Genomic DNA, 17969 nt, shown 5'->3' on the forward strand with positions numbered 1-17969 from the left:
GAATTACATGAGCCAGTTCATCGATTGGGATCTTGCCGTAGGCACCGCAAAAACGCTGATGCCCGCGGGGCCTGCGCTGAGCAGCAAACAGGCGGCGCGGATCGTCGAAGAACTGCGCATCGCCGCCGGGCAGGGGCTCACCGAGGCGGAACGGATCTCGAAGCTGAGCGCCACCGCGCAATCCGAAACTCTCGTGGTGGACCGTGCCGGATGGGCCAAAGCGGTCAGCCAGAACTTCGCCGCAATGCTTCCCGAGATGCCGAAAACGCCCACCGCTCTGCCGCTGATTGCCGGTGCGGAACTCGGTGCGGTGCTTTCGGTGCTCGGCACCCGGGTGCTGGGCCAGTTCGACCCGTTCGCAGGTCCCCGGCTGCTGCTCAACGCCCCGACGATCACGCAGATCCGGGGGGAGCTGAACTTGAATGCGCGGGACTTCTACCTGTGGATCGCCACCCATGAGCAGACCCACCGGCTGCAGTTCGAACATGCGCCGTGGATCCCGGGAGTGATGAAGCAGACGCTGGCCGAAATCTTCGAGCCGCTGAACGAGAAGACCAACTCGATGAACGACATCGGGGCGCGGTTCAAATCCATGCGCAGCGAGGTTGGCAAGCTGACCAGCATCATGTCGGTGCTCGAAGGCCATGCAATGGTTGTGATGAACGACGTCAGCTCGATTCGCACGATCAAGACCATTCGCAATCGCTTCACCGCCCGCGGTAAGAACCGTTCGCCCTGGGCGACTTGGATCGGCAAGCTGCTGGGCATGGATGCCAAGGCGCGCCAGTATGAGCGCGGAGCAAAGTTCGTGCGCCACATCGTGGACGAGATCGGCTATGCGCAGTTCAATGTGATTTTCACCGAGCGGGAGCTTTTCCCCAGCTCTGCGGAGCTTGATAACCCGGCACTCTGGCTGGCCCGCACGCGATGAGCCGACCGATCGACCTGGCCCGCAACGCGGTGGCGGCGCAAGCCGGTGCGTTCGCGCTGCTCGGCGTTTCGGGCGGGGCCGATTCCATGGCCTTGGCCGCAGCCGCCAGCCAGTTGCGTGAGCGCATCCGCTTTGGCGTGGTGATCGTGGACCACGGCTTGCAAGCCGGCAGCGCCCAGGTGGCGCAGCGCGCAGCCGCGCAATGCCAGGCGCTGGGCTTGGAGATGGTGCTGATCAAGACGGTGCGCACCGCTGGTGATGAGGCCTCCGCCCGGGCCGCGCGGTATGCGGCCTTCGAGCAGGCATTGGAAGAAACCGGGGCGCAGCGGCTGCTGCTCGCGCACACCAAAGACGATCAGGCCGAACAGGTGCTGTTGGGGATCCTGCGCGGTTCGGGCACCAGGTCATTAGCCGGAATGCCGGTCTCGCGCGGGCCCTACGCCCGCCCGCTGCTGGAATTGACCCGCGAAGGAACCGAGGCGATCTGCGCGTCGGCCGGAATCGATTACTGGGATGACCCGAGTAATACTGACACCGCCTATCGACGCAATCACATCCGTCACGCGGTGCTCCCATTTTTGCGTGAACAGCTCGGCGGGCACCTGACCGAGGCGCTGGCCCGCACCGCGGCGCTGGCCGCGGCGGACGCCGACGCACTGGACTCCTGGGCCGAACGAGCCTGGGAGCAGGCGCGTTGCTCCGCCGGGGTGGAACTGCGAATTCTTGCCACTTTTCCCGAGGCCATCGCCTCCAGGGTGCTGCGTTTGGCCGCCGCCGAAGCAGGAGCGCTGAACCTTGGAAGCGAGCGCACGGCGGCTCTCTGCGCGCTGGCCGGAGTGGGAATGGCCAAGTCCCGTTCGGCCGGTCCGGTGCAGCTCGAAGGCAAGGTCAGCGCGCTGCGGCGCTCCTCGGTGATAGTTTTCACGACCACAAGATCAACAACATTAAACTAAATGTGGCACTCTAGTTGAGTACCCCACCTCTGAGAATCAGGAGAACCCTCGTGGATTCGAACGCAGTCAAGGCCGATCTCGCGCACGTACTTTACACCAAGGAAGAAATCCAGGCTCGTATCGACGAACTGGCCGCACAGATCGACAAGGATTATGAGGGACGCGACATCCTCGTTGTCGGCGTGCTCAAGGGTGCGGTGATGGTCATGGCGGATCTGGTCCGCGCGCTGAACTCCCACCTGTCCATGGACTGGATGGCGGTCTCCTCCTACGGTTCCGGAACCCAGTCTTCCGGCGTGGTGCGCATCCTCAAGGACCTGGACACCGATTTGATGGGCAAGCATGTGCTCATCGTCGAAGACATCATCGATTCGGGCCTGACCTTGTCCTGGTTGAAGGCCAACTTGGAATCCCGCGGCCCGGCCTCGGTGGAAATCTGCACCCTGCTGCGCAAGCCGGAAGCGGCAAAAGTGGAAATCGACGTGAAATACGTCGGCATGGATATTCCAAATGAATTTGTTGTCGGCTACGGCCTGGACTACGCAGAAAAGTACCGCAACCTGGACTGCGTGGGCACTTTGGCTCCGCACATCTACGAGTAGGGAACTTTTAGCGCCACCTAGGCGTTGAACTGAATCGAAGGTGGCGTTGCCCGGACGCCGGCAGAACGCGTGAGGGGGATGCGAAAGGTACGGGACCTTTCGGATCGATGAAAACTAAGAAGATTTTTAACAGCTGGATCATTTGGGTCCTGGTCGGTGTGACCGCGATGGTGTTGTTCCTGCCAATGGTATTTGGCAACGGTTCGGCACAAGTGGATACCTCCGTGGGCCTGAATCAACTCACCAGCGGTAACGCCACCGAAGCTAAGATCTTCGACGGAGATCAACGAGTAGACCTGACCCTGCGCGACGCGCTAAACGTCGACGGAGTGGATAAGGGAAAGAAAGTTTCCTTCTACTACTCCGTACCCCGCGCCGATCAGGTAGTCGATGCGATGAACGACGCCCAGTTGAGCAAGTTCACCGATCAGCCGGTGGAAAACAACTGGTTGCTCTCGATGCTCGGCATTATCATCCCCTTCATCCTGATTGCAGGTATCTTCTGGTTCATCCTGGCGCGTAGCCAGGGCGGCGGCTCGAAGGTCATGCAGTTCGGCAAGTCCAAGGCGAAACTGATCACCAAGGATATGCCGCAGGTGACCTTCGTCGACGTGGCCGGCGCCGACGAGGCGGTGGAGGAACTGCACGAAATCAAGGAGTTCCTGCGCGAACCGGCGAAGTTCCAGGCGGTCGGCGCGAAAATTCCCAAGGGCGTGCTGCTCTACGGCCCTCCGGGCACCGGCAAAACGCTGCTGGCCAAGGCCGTGGCCGGCGAGGCCGCTGTCCCGTTCTATTCGATTTCGGGTTCCGACTTCGTCGAAATGTTCGTCGGTGTGGGTGCCTCGCGCGTCCGCGACCTATTCGAACAGGCAAAGACCAACTCTCCGGCGATCATCTTCGTCGATGAGATCGATGCCGTGGGCCGGCACCGCGGGGCCGGAATCGGCGGCGGCAACGACGAACGCGAGCAGACGCTGAACCAGCTGCTGGTCGAGATGGACGGCTTCGACGCCTCCACCAACGTCATCCTGATCGCCGCAACCAACCGTCCGGACGTGCTTGACCCGGCGCTGCTGCGCCCGGGACGCTTCGACCGGCAGATCCCGGTGGAGGCACCGGATCTGAAGGGCCGCGAACAGATTCTGAAGGTCCACGTGGCCGGCAAGCCGATGGACGCCACGGTGGATCTGAACGCAGTGGCGAAGAAGACCCCTGGCTACACCGGCGCGGATCTGGCAAACGTGCTTAACGAGGCGGCGCTGCTCACCGCCCGCTCGAACGCAAACCTGATCGATGACCGCGCGCTGGACGAGGCAATCGACCGCGTGATGGCCGGACCGCAGAAGCGCACCCGCTTGATGGACGAACACGAACGCAAGGTCACCGCCTATCACGAGGGTGGCCACGCGCTGGTCGCCGCGGCGATGAACCAGACCGCACCGGTCACCAAGATCACCATCCTGCCCCGCGGCCGCGCCCTGGGCTACACCATGGTGGTCCCGGAGTCCGATAAGTACTCGATCACCCGCAACGAACTGCTGGACCAGATGGCCTACGCCATGGGCGGCCGCGTCGCCGAGGAGATCGTCTTCCACGATCCGTCCACCGGCGCTTCCAACGACATCGAGAAGGCCACCGACACCGCACGGCGGATGGTCACCGAATACGGCATGAGCGAGAAGGTCGGCGCCGTGCGCCTGGCCTCTTCGGCCGCAGCGCAGGGCATGGGCACCGCAAGCCGGGACTACTCCGATGAGATGGCGCACCTGGTGGACGAAGAGGTGCGCACGCTCATCGAGCAGGCGCACGATGACGCCTACTGGGCGCTGACCGCCAACCGCCACGTGCTGGACCGCCTCGCCTTGGCTCTGCTGGAACATGAAACGCTGAACCAGAAGGAAATCGCCGAGCTCTTCGTCGATCTGGTCAAGCGCGACAAGCGCGACGTGTGGCTGAGCAACGACCAGCGTCCGGTCCACGAACAAGGCCCGGTATTAAGCCCCAAGGAGCGCGCGGTCCGGTCGACCGACTAGTATCGAAGTCGTGATTGAAGTCAATGAGATCGACCAGCCGCGCATTGCCGCGGCGGTCCGCGAAATCCTCGAAGCGATCGGCGAAGATCCGGACCGTGATGGCCTGGTGGACACCCCGAAGCGGGTAGCCAAGGCTTACGCCGAATTCTTCGCCGGTTTGCATCAGGATGCCGCCGAACACCTGTCCACCACATTCGACATCGAACATGACGAACTGGTGCTGGTCAAGGACATTCCGTTCTACTCCACCTGCGAGCACCATCTGGTCCCGTTCTACGGCACCGCGCATATCGGCTACATTCCGGGCCGCGGCGGCAAGGTCACCGGGTTGAGCAAGTTGGCGCGCCTGGTCGAGGTCTTCGCCCGCCGCCCGCAGGTGCAAGAACGCCTGACCACCCAGATCGTCGATGCGCTGGTCGAACACCTGGAACCCACCGGTGCGATCGTTGTCGTGGAATGCGAGCACATGTGCATGTCGATGCGCGGGGTGCGCAAACCCGGCGCGAAGACCGTCACCAGTGCCGTGCGCGGACAGCTGCGGGAGACCGCAACCCGTGCCGAAGCCATGAGCCTGATCCTCGGAAGGTAGAAAACATGTCACTTGGAGCCATCCCGGGCACCGGCCCGGCCACCAGCCCGCTGACCGTGATCCGCAAGTCGAAGCGGAAGACCTTCGCCGACCTGCCTACCGGGCGAACCCTGGTGATGGGGATCCTGAACGTCACCGAGGATTCCTTCTCCGACGGCGGGCAGTACCTGGGCACCGACAAGGCGCTGGACCACGGGCTGAAGCTGCTCTACGCCGGGGCCGACATCATCGACGTGGGCGGGGAATCCACCCGTCCGGGAGCCAAGGACGTGGATCCTGCCCTGGAGCAGGCGCGCATCATCCCGGTGATCGAGGCGCTGGCCAAGGCCGGCGCGGTGATCTCCGTGGATACCATGCACGTGTCCACCGCCCGCGCGGCCATCGCCGCCGGCGCCCACCTGATCAACGACGTTTCCGGGTTGACCTATGAGGACGGCATGGCGGAACTGATTGCCGAAACCGGCGTGCCCTACGTGCTGATGCACCGCCGCGGCACCGCCGCGAATATGGTGCATGAGGCAAACTACGGGGACCCGGTGGCAGAGGTGCTCGCCGAAATGCGCACCCTGCGCGACGAATTCCTGGCCAAGGGAGTTAAACCCGAACAGCTGATCATCGACCCGGGACTGGGCTTCGCCAAGGACGCCGAGCATAACTGGGCGCTGCTGGCCAACCTGGCGGCCTTCGAGTCGCTGGGCCACCCGGTGCTGATCGGCACCAGCCGCAAGCGTTTCCTCGGTGAACTGCTCGCCGACGGCAAGACCCCGCGTGAACCGCTGGGCCGCGACGGCGCGACGGCGGCGACCACAGTGCTCGCCGCCCGGGACAAGGTGTGGGCGGTGCGCGTGCACGATGTGGCGGGCAGCCGCGACGCGCTGGAAGTCGTGAAGGCCTATGGATCGCATTAGCATTGAGGGAATTTCCGCCACCGGCTATCACGGGGTTTTCGACTTCGAGAAGCGCGAAGGGCAGGAATTCCGGATCGACGTGGTGCTGCACGTGGATATCACCCGGGCAGCGCTGAGCGATGACGTCGCGGACACCGTGGACTACGGGGCCGTCAGCCAGCTGGTAGTGGCGCAGATCCAGGCCGGACCCTGGGACCTGATCGAAAAGCTCGGACACGAGATCGCCGAGGCGATTCTCGCAGCTTGGCGCTCGGTGGCCGCCGTGGACGTGGTGGTGCACAAGCCGCAGGCTCCGATTCCGGTCCCCTTCTCCGACGTGAGCATCTGCCTGACCCGCCAGCAGAGCGTGCATACCGCGATTATCGCGTTGGGCGCGAATCTCGGGGACAGCGCCGCAACGCTGCGCTCGGCCATCGCGGAACTGCGCGAACACCTCGAGGTGCTCCAGATCTCTCCGGTAGCCATCACCAAGCCGGTGGGCGGCCCGCCCGAACAGCCGGATTACACCAATCAGGTCATCAAGGTGCGCACCACCCTCGGCCCGCACGAGCTGCTTGAGCTCTGCCAAAGCGTCGAGGCGAACCATGAGCGCACCCGCGAGGTGCGTTGGGAAGCGCGCACGCTGGATCTGGATCTGATCACCTTCGACCAGCTGCGCCTGGACGAGGAATCGCTGACCTTGCCGCATCCGCGCGCCCACACCCGCGGGTTCGTGCTTGCCCCGTGGAGCTGGATGGACGCCGACGCGGTGCTCAACGGCCAGCTGGTCTCCCGGCTGGCGGAGGCCGCGGCAGACACCAAGGACATCATCAGGCTATGAACCGACTCAAGGTGAGCACGCTCAGCTGGTGCACGCTGCTTGGCGGCGTGACCGGATGGGTTGCGCTGCGCCTGCTCACGGCCACCGGCAGGTTCTCCCCGGTGCTCGACTACACCGCGCTGTTCTCCCTGGGCGCGGTGTGCGCGGTGATCCTCTTCCTCGGCATCCGGGTGAAGCGTTCGACCTTGGGCCGCGGGCATATCGACCCGATCGCCGCCGCGCGCACGCTGGTGCTTGCGCAGGCTGCGGCCTACGCCGGCGCACTGATCGCCGGCTGGCATGTGGCCCCGCTGATTACGCTGCTGTTCGCCTCCGGTTCGAGCCCCACGCTCACCCGCGCGCTGGTCCTTGCCGGTGCCGGAATCGTGATGGTCATCATCGGCTACCTTGTTCAGCACCTTTGCAAACTACCGCCCGAGGACACCGATGAAAACACCGATGGAATCGTCACCGAATAACTTCACCGCGGTGGATCCCGACTATTTTAAGGTCAAGCTGGTCACCTGGCTGATCCAGACCGGCAGCTACCTGCTGGTGGCGCTGCTGCCGTTGATCCTGCGCCTGTTCGGCATCCCCGTGCCCTGGTGGTTGGTCATCCTCCCGCCGGTGCTGGTCCTCGGCCTGGCTTTGCCGATCCTGCGCGTGCTACGCCGCCAGGTGCGGGCTTTGGGTTATCTGGAGCGCGCAGAAGACCTGCTGGTTCGCTCCGGGGTGCTTTGGCGCAAACAACTTGTCATCCCCTACGGACGCATGCAGTATGTGGAGGTCACCAGCGGGCCGGTGGAACGCCGCTATGGACTGTGCAAGCTGACGCTGAACACCGCCGCCGGGGCCGCCACCGCGGTTATTCCCGGGCTTCGCGCAGAAACAGGCGAGGAATTGCGTGAACGCTTGGTCGCGGCCGGCGAGGCGAACCTGCTGTGAACGAATGGCAGCGGGTCCACCCGGCCAGCCCCTTTGTCCACGGCTGGCTGGCGATCGTGGGTTTGGCCTGGGTGTACTGGCAGAATACCGATGACATTCCCTGGGAGGAGCGTTTCACCGGCAGCCGGCTGACCTGGACCGTGGGCATCGGCTCGGCGGCGCTGGCGCTGGTGCTCATTTTCTACGCGCTGTCCTGGTACTTCACCCGCTACCGGATCAGCGAAACCCACGTCTATGTGAACTCCGGAATGGTTTTCCGCAGCCAAAAGCAGGCACGCATCGACCGCGTGCAGGGGATCGATATCGCCCAACCCTTGGTGGCTCGGCTGCTGGGCTTGGCTGAACTCCGCTTCGATGTGGCCGATGGCTCCGCCTCGGTCATGCGCCTGTCCTTCCTGCGCAAGGCGCACGCCCACCAGCTGCGTGCCGAGATCCTGGCTCTGGCCCAGGGCGAGATCCCGGTGCAGGAAGAAGCCGCGCAGCCGGTTCCGCTGATGGCCAAGGTGCCAGCCGGACGCCTGCTGGCCTCGCTTTTCCTGCGGCTTCCCACGGTGATCGGCGTGCTCTTGGCCCTGGTCTTGGGCATTCTGAGCATCTCGGGGGTCGGCGTGCTAGTCGCCGGACTGGTGCCGATGCTGCTCGGCTTTGGCGGCTGGTTCTACAAGGAACTGAACAACTCATGGAACTTCAGCGCGAGCGCCACGGACACCGGCCTGCGCATCAGCCACGGGCTGGCCGACACCAAGCAGCAGTCGTTGCCCGCCGGCCGGGTGCAGTCGATCCAGATCAGTTCGCCGGCTTTTTGGCGGCTGCTCGGCTGGTATCGGGTGGAGGTCAACGCGCTGGGTGTCGGTGAAGAAGAAATGTCGAATCTGCTGGTGCTGCCCGTGGGGGACTTCGAATCAGTCACCCAGGTTATGGGAATTTTGCTGCCCGAGTTGGGGGTTGAGAACCAGCGCGAGGTGCTGTTCACCGCCATTACCACCGGAAACGACCACGGATTCATCAGCTCACCGATGCGTGCCAAGGCGCTGTCTCCGGGAGCCTGGAAGCATCAGGCGTTTTTGAGCACCGGCAGCTGCGTCATCACCCGCTTCGGATGGCTTTCGCGCAGCGCGGCTTTCGTACCGCATGGGCGAATCCAGGGCATGGCGTTGCAGCAGGGGCCTTGGGAGCGTCGCCGGGAGCTAGCAGGGATTCGCCTGTACAGCGCAGGCGGCTCGATCGTGGGCTATATGCACCAGCTCGATGAGCAGGTAGCGACAGAATTTTTTGCGGCGCAAGCGCAGCGACAGGTTGAAAGGTAGATCAGTGCAGGCACCACGCTTAGGCATTGGAATCATCTCTGCGGGCAAGGTCGGAGCGATCCTCGGAGCCGCGTTGGCCGCCGCCGGGCACCGGATCACCGGCGTCCACGCGGTCTCCGAAGCATCGCGGGAGCGTGCCGAGGTGTTGCTTCCCGGCGTGGAAATTCTGGATCCGGCAGAAATCCTGCGGCGCAGCGAGCTGGTGCTCTTCGCCGTGCCAGATGACGTGCTCGGCGAACTGGTCCAGGGTTTGGCGGCCGCCGGGCACTTTGTGACCGGTCAGCTGGTTGCCCACACCGCCGGACGCTACGGCACCGGGATCTTGGAACCGGCGCGAGCCGCTGGAGCATTCCCGCTGGCCATCCACCCGGCAATGACCTTTACCGGGATGAGCTTGGATCTGCAACGCCTGACCGACTGCGTCTTCGCGGTCACCGCAGATGAAATCATGCTCCCAGTGGCTCAAGCGCTGGTGGTTGAGATGCGCGGAGAGCCGGTGGTGATCGCCGAGGAGGACCGCGTGAGCTATCACGCAGCCCTTGCACACGCGGCAAATCATCTGAACACCATTACCGCCCAGTCGGCGGATATGCTGCGCCGGATCGGGGTGCAGGATCCGGCGGCCACCCTGCGTGCGTTGATGGGCGCCAGCCTGGATAACGCCTTGCGTTCGGGAGCCGGAGCCTTGACCGGGCCGGTCGCCCGAGGCGATGTGGGTACCGTCAGAGCGCATCTGGCCGCGATGGCCAAGGATCAAGCCGAGACCGTGGACAGCTACCGCAGCCTGTCACGGGCTACCGCGCAACGTGCGGCGGCACTGGGGCGGATCTCACCGGGGACACTTCAAGAACTGTTGCAGGTTCTAGAATAGAGGGCGTGAAGACCCCGATGATTGTTCATACCCGTGATGAGCTGAAGACAGCGATCGCTCAGGCCAACCCGAAAACTCTGGGCTTTGTTCCCACCATGGGGGCATTGCACCAAGGGCACGCACGGCTTTTCGACAAGGCTCGTGATGAAAACGAATTGGTGGTCAGTTCGATCTTCGTCAATGAGCTGCAATTCAATGACGCGCAGGACTACGCCAACTACCCGCGCGACCTCGATGCCGATGTGCAATTAGCTGCGCAGGCCGGAGTTGATATCGTCTTCGCTCCGAACGCCGAGGAAATTTATCACGCGGGTATGCCGCTGATCCGGTTGAACAGCGGGGCGCTGGGCGAAATGTACGAGGGGGCCTCCCGCCCGGGGCATTTCGACGGGATGCTTGCGGTGGTGGCTAAGCTGCTTCACTTGGCGGATCCGCGGCAAGGCGAATACCGTGCCTACTTCGGGCAGAAAGATGCTCAGCAGTTGGCGCTCATTCGGCGGATGGTCGCGGATCTGGACTACCCGGTTCAGCTGCGCTCGGTGCCGATCGTAAGAAGCTCCGAGGGATTGGCGCTGTCCAGCCGCAATGCGCTGCTCAATACCGAAGAACTGCGTGCGGCCTTGGTGCTGCACCGTGCGATCGAATTGATCTCCGGGCGTGCCGCCCGCCATGAACCGCTGAACATTGACGACGCGCTGGGCCTGTTCCAGATGGAACCGCTTGTCGAACTCGACTATTTCGTGGTGGTTGACCCCAATACTCTCCAAGAGCTGGCCTTCAATTGCCAGGACACCCCCTTTACCGGGGTGGGACTCGTTCTGGTAGCGGCGAAGGTCGGCAATGTGCGCTTGATCGATAACCAGCCAATCTAAGTTAGTCGAAGCGTCGTGCGGTCTGCTCGAGGATTTCGCGGAATTGTCCCAACTCGGCCATGATCTGCGCGGCGCTTTCTTCTGCTTGAACGAATTGGACCGCTTCGCCCGCATAAACCGGGGCCATCGAGACCAGTGATTGCGCACGAGCATTGCTCATCTGTTCCCGCAGCTGTTCCGTGGCAGCGGCCTGCAGCCCCGGAATGTCTTCGGCCCAGCGCTGGCTGAATTCGTTTCTCAGCGCCCGTCCGCCGAACTCTTCCGCCCAGGGAAGCTGCTGAGCGATATCAAAGGCGCGGGTGTATACGGTGTCGTCTAATCCGGAGGCCAGGACCGCGGCCTTTACCTTCTCGTTTCCGCTGGCTTCGGTACTGGCAAGGAAACGCGTCCCTACCCAAGCCGCATCTGCGCCGGCGGCCAATACGGCAGCGACGGCCCGAGCGGTCCCGATCCCGCCGGCGGCGATCACCGGTTTCACGTTCTGCATTGTCGCCAGTTGCAGCAGCGGTAGCGTTCCCGCTTCGTTGCGGCCATGTCCGCCACCTTCGCCGCCCCGGGCAATCACTACATCGATATCATCTTGCAGGGCCCGGGCAAGGTCTTCCGCGTTTCCCACCTGCATGGCAGTGAGCACTCCCGCTTCGTGGGCTAGGGCAGCACTCCTGGTTGGGTCACCGAAACTCAATACAACCAATGACGGCTCGTAGTCGAGGAAGCTTTCCAAGGCGCTCAAGTCATTTTCCAAAGACCACGCCATGAAACCGACACCCCACGGGGAATCTGTTGAGTTCAAATACGCGGCCTGCTCCGAAATCCATTCGCTGGCCGGGGCGGCCGGGCAGCCGATCATCCCTACGCCGCCAGCGGCGCTGACGGCAGCTGCGAGCTTGCCGCCGGCGGCCCCGGCCATCGAGGCGTTGAAGATTGGCTCACGGTATCCAAGGAGTGTCTGAAGGTCGCTCATAACGCCAGACTAGGACACCAAAATGAATGTGACGCAGAACCCCCTGGATCGATTTGTAAGTTAGCCAAAGTCTCTGTATAGTTTTTCTCTGTTGCCGGAACGAAAACAACGTGGAATACACGTAGAATTCATCCGGTGGCAAAGAGCTTTTCACAAGGCGTTTCGACTGGTTTTGACTGGTTCACGAAACATGCTAGAGTTGAAAAGTTGCTCCGGAGCGAAGCAGCCGCCGATTATGGTGGTTGTGGTGTCGAGAGTGTTTGTTGTTTGAGAACTCAATAGTGTGCCAAGTTTATTGATACCGAATTATTTTTAATTTGGTGGATATATAACATTTGCTTGGAATGATGCACCCCCGTGTGTTGTTCCGAGTGTTTTTATTCGCCAGGATTTTATCACTGATTCTTCCCTTATTTTCCGAGGGGTTTCGGTGGCTTTTTGTTTTTTATGGAGAGTTTGATCCTGGCTCAGGATGAACGCTGGCGGCGTGCTTAACACATGCAAGTCGAACGATGACCCCCAGCTTGCTGGGGTGATTAGTGGCGAACGGGTGAGTAACACGTGAGTAACCTGCCCCCGACTCTGGGATAAGCCCGGGAAACTGGGTCTAATACCGGATATGACCTTTGACCGCATGGTTTTTGGTGGAAAGATTTATCGGTTGGGGATGGACTCGCGGCCTATCAGCTTGTTGGTGAGGTAATGGCTCACCAAGGCGACGACGGGTAGCCGGCCTGAGAGGGTGACCGGCCACACTGGGACTGAGACACGGCCCAGACTCCTACGGGAGGCAGCAGTGGGGAATATTGCACAATGGGCGAAAGCCTGATGCAGCGACGCCGCGTGAGGGATGACGGCCTTCGGGTTGTAAACCTCTTTCAGTAGGGAAGAAGCGAAAGTGACGGTACCTGCAGAAGAAGCGCCGGCTAACTACGTGCCAGCAGCCGCGGTAATACGTAGGGCGCAAGCGTTATCCGGATTTATTGGGCGTAAAGAGCTCGTAGGCGGTTTGTCGCGTCTGCCGTGAAAGTCCGAGGCTCAACCTCGGATCTGCGGTGGGTACGGGCAGACTAGAGTGATGTAGGGGAGACTGGAATTCCTGGTGTAGCGGTGAAATGCGCAGATATCAGGAGGAACACCGATGGCGAAGGCAGGTCTCTGGGCATCTACTGACGCTGAGGAGCGAAAGCATGGGGAGCGAACAGGATTAGATACCCTGGTAGTCCATGCCGTAAACGTTGGGCACTAGGTGTGGGGGACATTCCACGTTTTCCGCGCCGTAGCTAACGCATTAAGTGCCCCGCCTGGGGAGTACGGCCGCAAGGCTAAAACTCAAAGGAATTGACGGGGGCCCGCACAAGCGGCGGAGCATGCGGATTAATTCGATGCAACGCGAAGAACCTTACCAAGGCTTGACATGTTCCAGACCGCCTCAGAGATGGGGTTTCCCTTCGGGGCTGGTTCACAGGTGGTGCATGGTTGTCGTCAGCTCGTGTCGTGAGATGTTGGGTTAAGTCCCGCAACGAGCGCAACCCTCGTTCCATGTTGCCAGCACGTAAAGGTGGGGACTCATGGGAGACTGCCGGGGTCAACTCGGAGGAAGGTGGGGATGACGTCAAATCATCATGCCCCTTATGTCTTGGGCTTCACGCATGCTACAATGGCCGGTACAATGGGTTGCGATACTGTGAGGTGGAGCTAATCCCTAAAAGCCGGTCTCAGTTCGGATTGGGGTCTGCAACTCGACCCCATGAAGTCGGAGTCGCTAGTAATCGCAGATCAGCAACGCTGCGGTGAATACGTTCCCGGGCCTTGTACACACCGCCCGTCAAGTCACGAAAGTTGGTAACACCCGAAGCCGATGGCCTAACCACCTTGTGTGGGGGGAGTCGTCGAAGGTGGGACTGGCGATTGGGACTAAGTCGTAACAAGGTAGCCGTACCGGAAGGTGCGGCTGGATCACCTCCTTTCTAAGGAGCTAACCAATTATTGGTTGCCCGTTTCTGCCACGAGTGTTGGCAGGCGGGTTGCTCATGGGTGGAATATCAATGAACTCAGTACCGGAAAACGCGTTGACCTGATGGTTGGGGCGGGGTATTGGCTATGGCTGCATGGTGTTCATGCTCTTTTAGTACGCGTCCCTTTGGGGGTGTTGGAATGAGGGTGTGGGGGTTGTGCGGTTTGTATGGTTTGGCATGCTGTTGGGTTTTGAGGCAACAAGCGTCCTGTCCCTTTGGGGGTGGGTGTTTGGTGTTTCAGTGTTTGTCCTGTGTCTTTGCGCGCTGGCTTAATGGGTTCCTTTTTGGGGGTCTTTGGTCGGTGGTGCGGGGGTGTGGGGTTGTTGTTTGGGAACTGTATAGTGAACGCGAGCATCTTATAAGATGACCATGTCGGATGCCTTTCGGGGTGTTCTTGCGTGGTTGTTTTGTGATTTTGTTGATTGTTTTATTGCTCAATCTGAGACTTTGATTTGTGTTGAAGTTTTTAAGGGCGCACGGTGGATGCCTTGGCATCAGGAGCCGATGAAGGACGTGGGAATCTGCGATAAGCCTGGTGGAGTCGATAACCGGACGTTGAGACCAGGATTTCCGAATGGGGAAACCCCGTACGGTGTCATGCCGTATGACCTGCAGCTGAATGTATAGGCTGTGTGGAGGGAACGCGGGGAAGTGAAACATCTCAGTACCCGCAGGAAGAGAAAACAATAGTGATTCCGTTAGTAGTGGCGAGCGAACGCGGATGGGGCTAAACCGGTTGGTGTGTGATAGCGGATAGGCGTTGCATCACCGGGGTTGTGGGGCCTACATGTGCTAACCCTATCTGGTTAGCGGGATGAGGTGCAGGCGTATAGGTGAATCGGTTGGAATGCCGGACCAGAGAGGGTGATAGTCCCGTAGGTGTAATGCGTGTCTGCCGTTCTAGTGTGGGTACCCGAGTAGCACGGGGCTCGAGAAATCTTGTGTGAATCTGCCAGGACCACCTGGTAAGCCTGAATACTACCTGATGACCGATAGTGAATCAGTACCGTGAGGGAATGGTGAAAAGTACCCCGGGAGGGGAGTGAAATAGTACCTGAAACCGTGCGCTTACAATCCGTTAAAGCATCCCACTTGTGGGGTGTGATGGCGTGCCTTTTGAAGAATGAGCCTGCGAGTTAGTGCTGTGTCGCGAGGTTAACCCGTGTGGGGAAGCCGTAGCGAAAGCGAGTCTGAATAGGGCGTTTGAGTGGCACGGTCTAGACCCGAAGCGAAGTGATCTACCCATGGCCAGGTTGAAGCGCGTGTAAGAGCGCGTGGAGGACCGAACCCACTTCAGTTGAAAATGGAGGGGATGAGCTGTGGGTAGGGGTGAAAGGCCAATCAAACTTCGTGATAGCTGGTTCTCCCCGAAATGCATTTAGGTGCAGCGTTACGTGTTTCTTACCGGAGGTAGAGCTACTGGATAGCTAATGGGCCCTACAAGGTTACTGACGTTAGCCAAACTCCGAATGCCGGTAAGTGAGAGCGTAGCAGTGAGACTGTGGGGGATAAGCTTCATAGTCGAGAGGGAAACAGCCCAGAACGCCAACTAAGGCCCCTAAGCGTGTGCTAAGTGGAAAAGGATGTGGAGTTGCTGTGACAACCAGGAGGTTGGCTTAGAAGCAGCCACCCTTGAAAGAGTGCGTAATAGCTCACTGGTCAAGTGATTCCGCGCCGATAATGTAGCGGGGCTCAAGCACACCGCCGAAGTTGCGTCATTCAAATATTTGCCTGGTTTCGATTGGGCGTTTGGATGGGTAGGGGAGCGTCGTGTGGACGGTGAAGTCGCGGTGTAAACCAGCGGTGGAGACCACACGAGTGAGAATGCAGGCATGAGTAGCGAATGACGGGTGAGAAACCCGTCCGCCGAATGATCAAGGGTTCCAGGGTCAAGCTAATCTGCCCTGGGTGAGTCGGGACCTAAGGCGAGGCCGACAGGCGTAGTCGATGGACAACGGGTTGATATTCCCGTACCGGCGAAGAACCGCCCATACTGAGCTTTTGATGCTAACCACCACTGAGCATGATGTTGCGGCCTTCGGGCTGCTTTTGTGTGAGGTGCTGGGAACCAATTTTGTGAGGTAAGCGTATTAACAGGTGTGACGCAGGAAGGTAGCCGAGCCAGGCAATGGAATTGACCTGGTCCAAGGGTGTAGGCCGAGAGATAGGCAAATCCGTCTCTCATTTATGGTTGAGACCTGATAGGCACCCACTTCGGTGGGTGATTTGGTGATCCTATGCTGCCTAGAAAAGCATCGGCGCGAGGTTCTAGTCGCCCGTACCCCAAACCGACACAGGTGATCAGGTAGAGAATACTAAGGCGATCGAGAGAATCATGGTTAAGGAACTCGGCAAAATGCCCCCGTAACTTCGGAAGAAGGGGGGCCTGCCCCGTGAGGAAGACTTGCTCTTCTTTTGCGGGTGTGGGCCGCAGAGACCAGGGGGAAGCGACTGTTTACTAAAAACACAGGTCCGTGCGAAGTCGCAAGACGATGTATACGGACTGACTCCTGCCCGGTGCTGGAAGGTTAAGAGGACCGGTTAGCAACTTGTTGCGAAGCTGAGAATTTAAGCCCCAGTAAACGGCGGTGGTAACTATAACCATCCTAAGGTAGCGAAATTCCTTGTCGGGTAAGTTCCGACCTGCACGAATGGAGTAACGACTTCCCCGCTGTCTCAACCATGAACTCGGCGAAATTGCAGTACGAGTAAAGATGCTCGTTACGCGCAGCAGGACGGAAAGACCCCGAGACCTTTACTATAGTTTGGTATTGGTGTTCGGTGCAGCTTGTGTAGGATAGGTGGGAGACTGTGAAGCTCGGACGCTAGTTCGGGTGGAGTCATCGTTGAAATACCACTCTGGCTGTACCGGTCACCTAACTTCGGACCATGATCTGGTTCAGGGACAGTGCCTGATGGGTAGTTTAACTGGGGCGGTTGCCTCCTAAAATGTAACGGAGGCGCCCAAAGGTTCCCTCAGCCTGGTTGGCAATCAGGTGTCGAGTGTAAGTGCACAAGGGAGCTTGACTGTGAGAGTGACAGCTCGAGCAGGGACGAAAGTCGGGACTAGTGATCCGGCGGCACCTCGTGGAAGGGCCGTCGCTCAACGGATAAAAGGTACCTCGGGGATAACAGGCTGATCTTGCCCAAGAGTCCATATCGACGGCATGGTTTGGCACCTCGATGTCGGCTCGTCGCATCCTGGGGCTGGAGTAGGTCCCAAGGGTTGGGCTGTTCGCCCATTAAAGCGGTACGCGAGCTGGGTTTAGAACGTCGTGAGACAGTTCGGTCCCTATCCGCTGCGCGCGTTGGAAATTTGAGAAGGGCTGTCCTTAGTACGAGAGGACCGGGACGGACAAACCTCTGGTGTGTCAGTTGTACTGCCAAGTGCACCGCTGATTAGCTACGTTTGGAAGGGATAACCGCTGAAAGCATCTAAGCGGGAAGCCTGCTTCGAGATGAGATTTCCATGCACCTTGAGTGTGAGAGGCCCCCAGCTAGACCACTGGGTTGATAGGCAGGATGTGGAAGCAAGGACTAAAGACTTGTGTAGCTGACCTGTACTAATAGGCCGATGACTTACAACACACACTAAAGCAATCGTTGAAGACAATGATGCTCGCGTTCACTATACGGTTACGAGACAACAACTCTTGTAGCACACTGGATCATTGGCTTGATCGTCAGTATTTCCGGCTCACCTTGGGTGGGTTGGGGGTGGTGATGGGTCGGGGTGGTGGTGTGGTTCATAAGACTTAATGGCACTGGATCATCAGGTGTTGTTTCGAGACTGTTACGGCGGTCATAGCGTGGGGGAAACGCCCGGTCCCATACCGAACCCGGAAGCTAAGGCCCACTGCGCCGATGGTACTGCACTCGTGAGGGTGTGGGAGAGTAGGTCACCGCCGGACTTAACTTGAAGTATGTAGTTTGTTTTGATGATGGTTTGAGGCCCTTGCACCTGGTGGTGCGGGGGCCTCACCTGTTTAACCCGCCGTACCGGCGGGGCGGGGTTGGGGTTGTTTGGGTTCTGCCAGGTATGTGGTGGGACCCTTTTCTTGTTTAACCCTTTCCTATGAGGCGAGTCGAAAACTCGACCGGCGTGATGCTGCCGTTACTCCGTGAGCCGGCTACATAAGGCTGAAGAAATCATGAATTCGGCAGTATATTGCCGTAA

General features: G+C 60.1%; 13 protein-coding genes and 3 rRNA genes. 15 read left to right on the plus strand and 1 reads right to left on the minus strand.

Annotation, left to right across the window (positions count from 1 at the left end):
• Window positions 1–7: 7 nt before the first annotated feature.
• From LG294_RS00430 to panC, 12 genes are all read left to right on the plus strand, one after another.
• On the plus strand, window positions 8–931 hold the full coding sequence (locus tag LG294_RS00430) for a zinc-dependent metalloprotease (protein WP_404288461.1): 924 nt from the start codon (window positions 8–10) through the stop codon (window positions 929–931).
• Complete coding sequence (gene tilS / locus LG294_RS00435; protein WP_404288466.1) at window positions 928–1884, plus strand: tRNA lysidine(34) synthetase TilS; 957 nt, start codon at window positions 928–930, stop codon at window positions 1882–1884. Before LG294_RS00430 ends, tilS begins: the two co-directional genes overlap by 4 nt.
• A 50-nt stretch (window positions 1885–1934) precedes the next feature.
• The gene (gene hpt / locus LG294_RS00440; RefSeq protein WP_404288468.1) at window positions 1935–2486 is read left to right on the plus strand and encodes a hypoxanthine phosphoribosyltransferase; all 552 of its coding nucleotides are present in this window, start codon (window positions 1935–1937) and stop codon (window positions 2484–2486) included.
• Window positions 2487–2593: 107 nt separating this feature from the next.
• A complete protein-coding gene (gene ftsH / locus LG294_RS00445) occupies window positions 2594–4519 on the plus strand; it encodes an ATP-dependent zinc metalloprotease FtsH (protein ID WP_404288470.1) in 1926 nt (641 codons plus the stop codon).
• Between the two features lie 10 nt (window positions 4520–4529).
• Window positions 4530–5108, plus strand: coding sequence for a GTP cyclohydrolase I FolE (gene folE, locus LG294_RS00450; protein WP_404288472.1), 579 nt, complete (start codon window positions 4530–4532; stop codon window positions 5106–5108).
• A 5-nt stretch (window positions 5109–5113) separates the two neighbouring features.
• On the plus strand, window positions 5114–6016 hold the full coding sequence (gene folP, locus LG294_RS00455; protein WP_404288474.1) for a dihydropteroate synthase: 903 nt from the start codon (window positions 5114–5116) through the stop codon (window positions 6014–6016).
• Window positions 6003–6836, plus strand: coding sequence for a 2-amino-4-hydroxy-6-hydroxymethyldihydropteridine diphosphokinase (folK, locus tag LG294_RS00460; protein ID WP_404288476.1), 834 nt, complete (start codon window positions 6003–6005; stop codon window positions 6834–6836). Before folP ends, folK begins: the two co-directional genes overlap by 14 nt.
• Complete coding sequence (locus tag LG294_RS00465) at window positions 6833–7294, plus strand: DUF3180 domain-containing protein (RefSeq protein WP_404288478.1); 462 nt, start codon at window positions 6833–6835, stop codon at window positions 7292–7294. The genes folK and LG294_RS00465 overlap by 4 nt, the downstream gene beginning before the upstream one ends.
• Window positions 7263–7760 carry a PH domain-containing protein gene (locus LG294_RS00470; protein WP_404288480.1) on the plus strand — a complete coding sequence of 166 codons (498 nt, stop codon included), beginning with the start codon at window positions 7263–7265 and terminating at the stop codon, window positions 7758–7760. Before LG294_RS00465 ends, LG294_RS00470 begins: the two co-directional genes overlap by 32 nt.
• A complete protein-coding gene (locus LG294_RS00475; RefSeq protein ID WP_404288482.1) occupies window positions 7757–9067 on the plus strand; it encodes a PH domain-containing protein in 1311 nt (436 codons plus the stop codon). Before LG294_RS00470 ends, LG294_RS00475 begins: the two co-directional genes overlap by 4 nt.
• 4 nt (window positions 9068–9071) lie before the next feature.
• Entirely contained in the window at window positions 9072–9938 is an 867-nt protein-coding gene (locus tag LG294_RS00480) for a Rossmann-like and DUF2520 domain-containing protein (protein ID WP_404288484.1), read from the plus strand.
• 17 nt (window positions 9939–9955) lie between these two features.
• A complete protein-coding gene (gene panC / locus LG294_RS00485) occupies window positions 9956–10810 on the plus strand; it encodes a pantoate--beta-alanine ligase (RefSeq protein WP_404291595.1) in 855 nt (284 codons plus the stop codon).
• Window position 10811: 1 nt separating this feature from the next.
• Here panC and LG294_RS00490 read toward each other — a convergent pair whose 3' ends face one another.
• Window positions 10812–11774 (minus strand): NAD(P)H-dependent flavin oxidoreductase, encoded by a 963-nt coding sequence (locus LG294_RS00490; RefSeq protein ID WP_404288486.1) that lies wholly within the window; start codon window positions 11772–11774, stop codon window positions 10812–10814.
• Window positions 11775–12218: 444 nt separating this feature from the next.
• Here LG294_RS00490 and LG294_RS00495 point away from each other — a divergent pair.
• The 3 genes from LG294_RS00495 (at window position 12219) to rrf (ending at window position 17703) form a co-directional block, all read left to right on the plus strand.
• Window positions 12219–13744: ribosomal RNA gene (locus tag LG294_RS00495) — 16S ribosomal RNA — on the plus strand.
• 504 nt (window positions 13745–14248) lie between these two features.
• Window positions 14249–17380 (plus strand): 23S ribosomal RNA (locus tag LG294_RS00500).
• A 206-nt stretch (window positions 17381–17586) separates the two neighbouring features.
• A 5S ribosomal RNA gene (rrf, locus tag LG294_RS00505) occupies window positions 17587–17703 on the plus strand.
• Together the 16S, 23S and 5S rRNA genes form the textbook arrangement of a ribosomal RNA operon.
• Window positions 17704–17969 lie beyond the last annotated feature (266 nt).

It is taken from the genome of Glutamicibacter arilaitensis (genome assembly GCF_044793945.1).
Classification (GTDB): Bacteria; Actinomycetota; Actinomycetes; order Actinomycetales; family Micrococcaceae; genus Glutamicibacter; species Glutamicibacter arilaitensis_B.

Coding starts and splice junctions, on each gene's coding strand:
- LG294_RS00490 (WP_404288486.1), bottom strand. CDS start 11,774: ATGAGCGACCTTCAGACACTCCTTGGATACCGTGAGCCAATCTTCAAC.
- folK (WP_404288476.1), top strand. CDS start 6,003: ATGGATCGCATTAGCATTGAGGGAATTTCCGCCACCGGCTATCACGGG.
- LG294_RS00470 (WP_404288480.1), top strand. CDS start 7,263: ATGAAAACACCGATGGAATCGTCACCGAATAACTTCACCGCGGTGGAT.
- panC (WP_404291595.1), top strand. CDS start 9,956: ATGATTGTTCATACCCGTGATGAGCTGAAGACAGCGATCGCTCAGGCC.
- tilS (WP_404288466.1), top strand. CDS start 928: ATGAGCCGACCGATCGACCTGGCCCGCAACGCGGTGGCGGCGCAAGCC.
- folP (WP_404288474.1), top strand. CDS start 5,114: ATGTCACTTGGAGCCATCCCGGGCACCGGCCCGGCCACCAGCCCGCTG.
- LG294_RS00465 (WP_404288478.1), top strand. CDS start 6,833: ATGAACCGACTCAAGGTGAGCACGCTCAGCTGGTGCACGCTGCTTGGC.
- ftsH (WP_404288470.1), top strand. CDS start 2,594: ATGAAAACTAAGAAGATTTTTAACAGCTGGATCATTTGGGTCCTGGTC.
- LG294_RS00430 (WP_404288461.1), top strand. CDS start 8: ATGAGCCAGTTCATCGATTGGGATCTTGCCGTAGGCACCGCAAAAACG.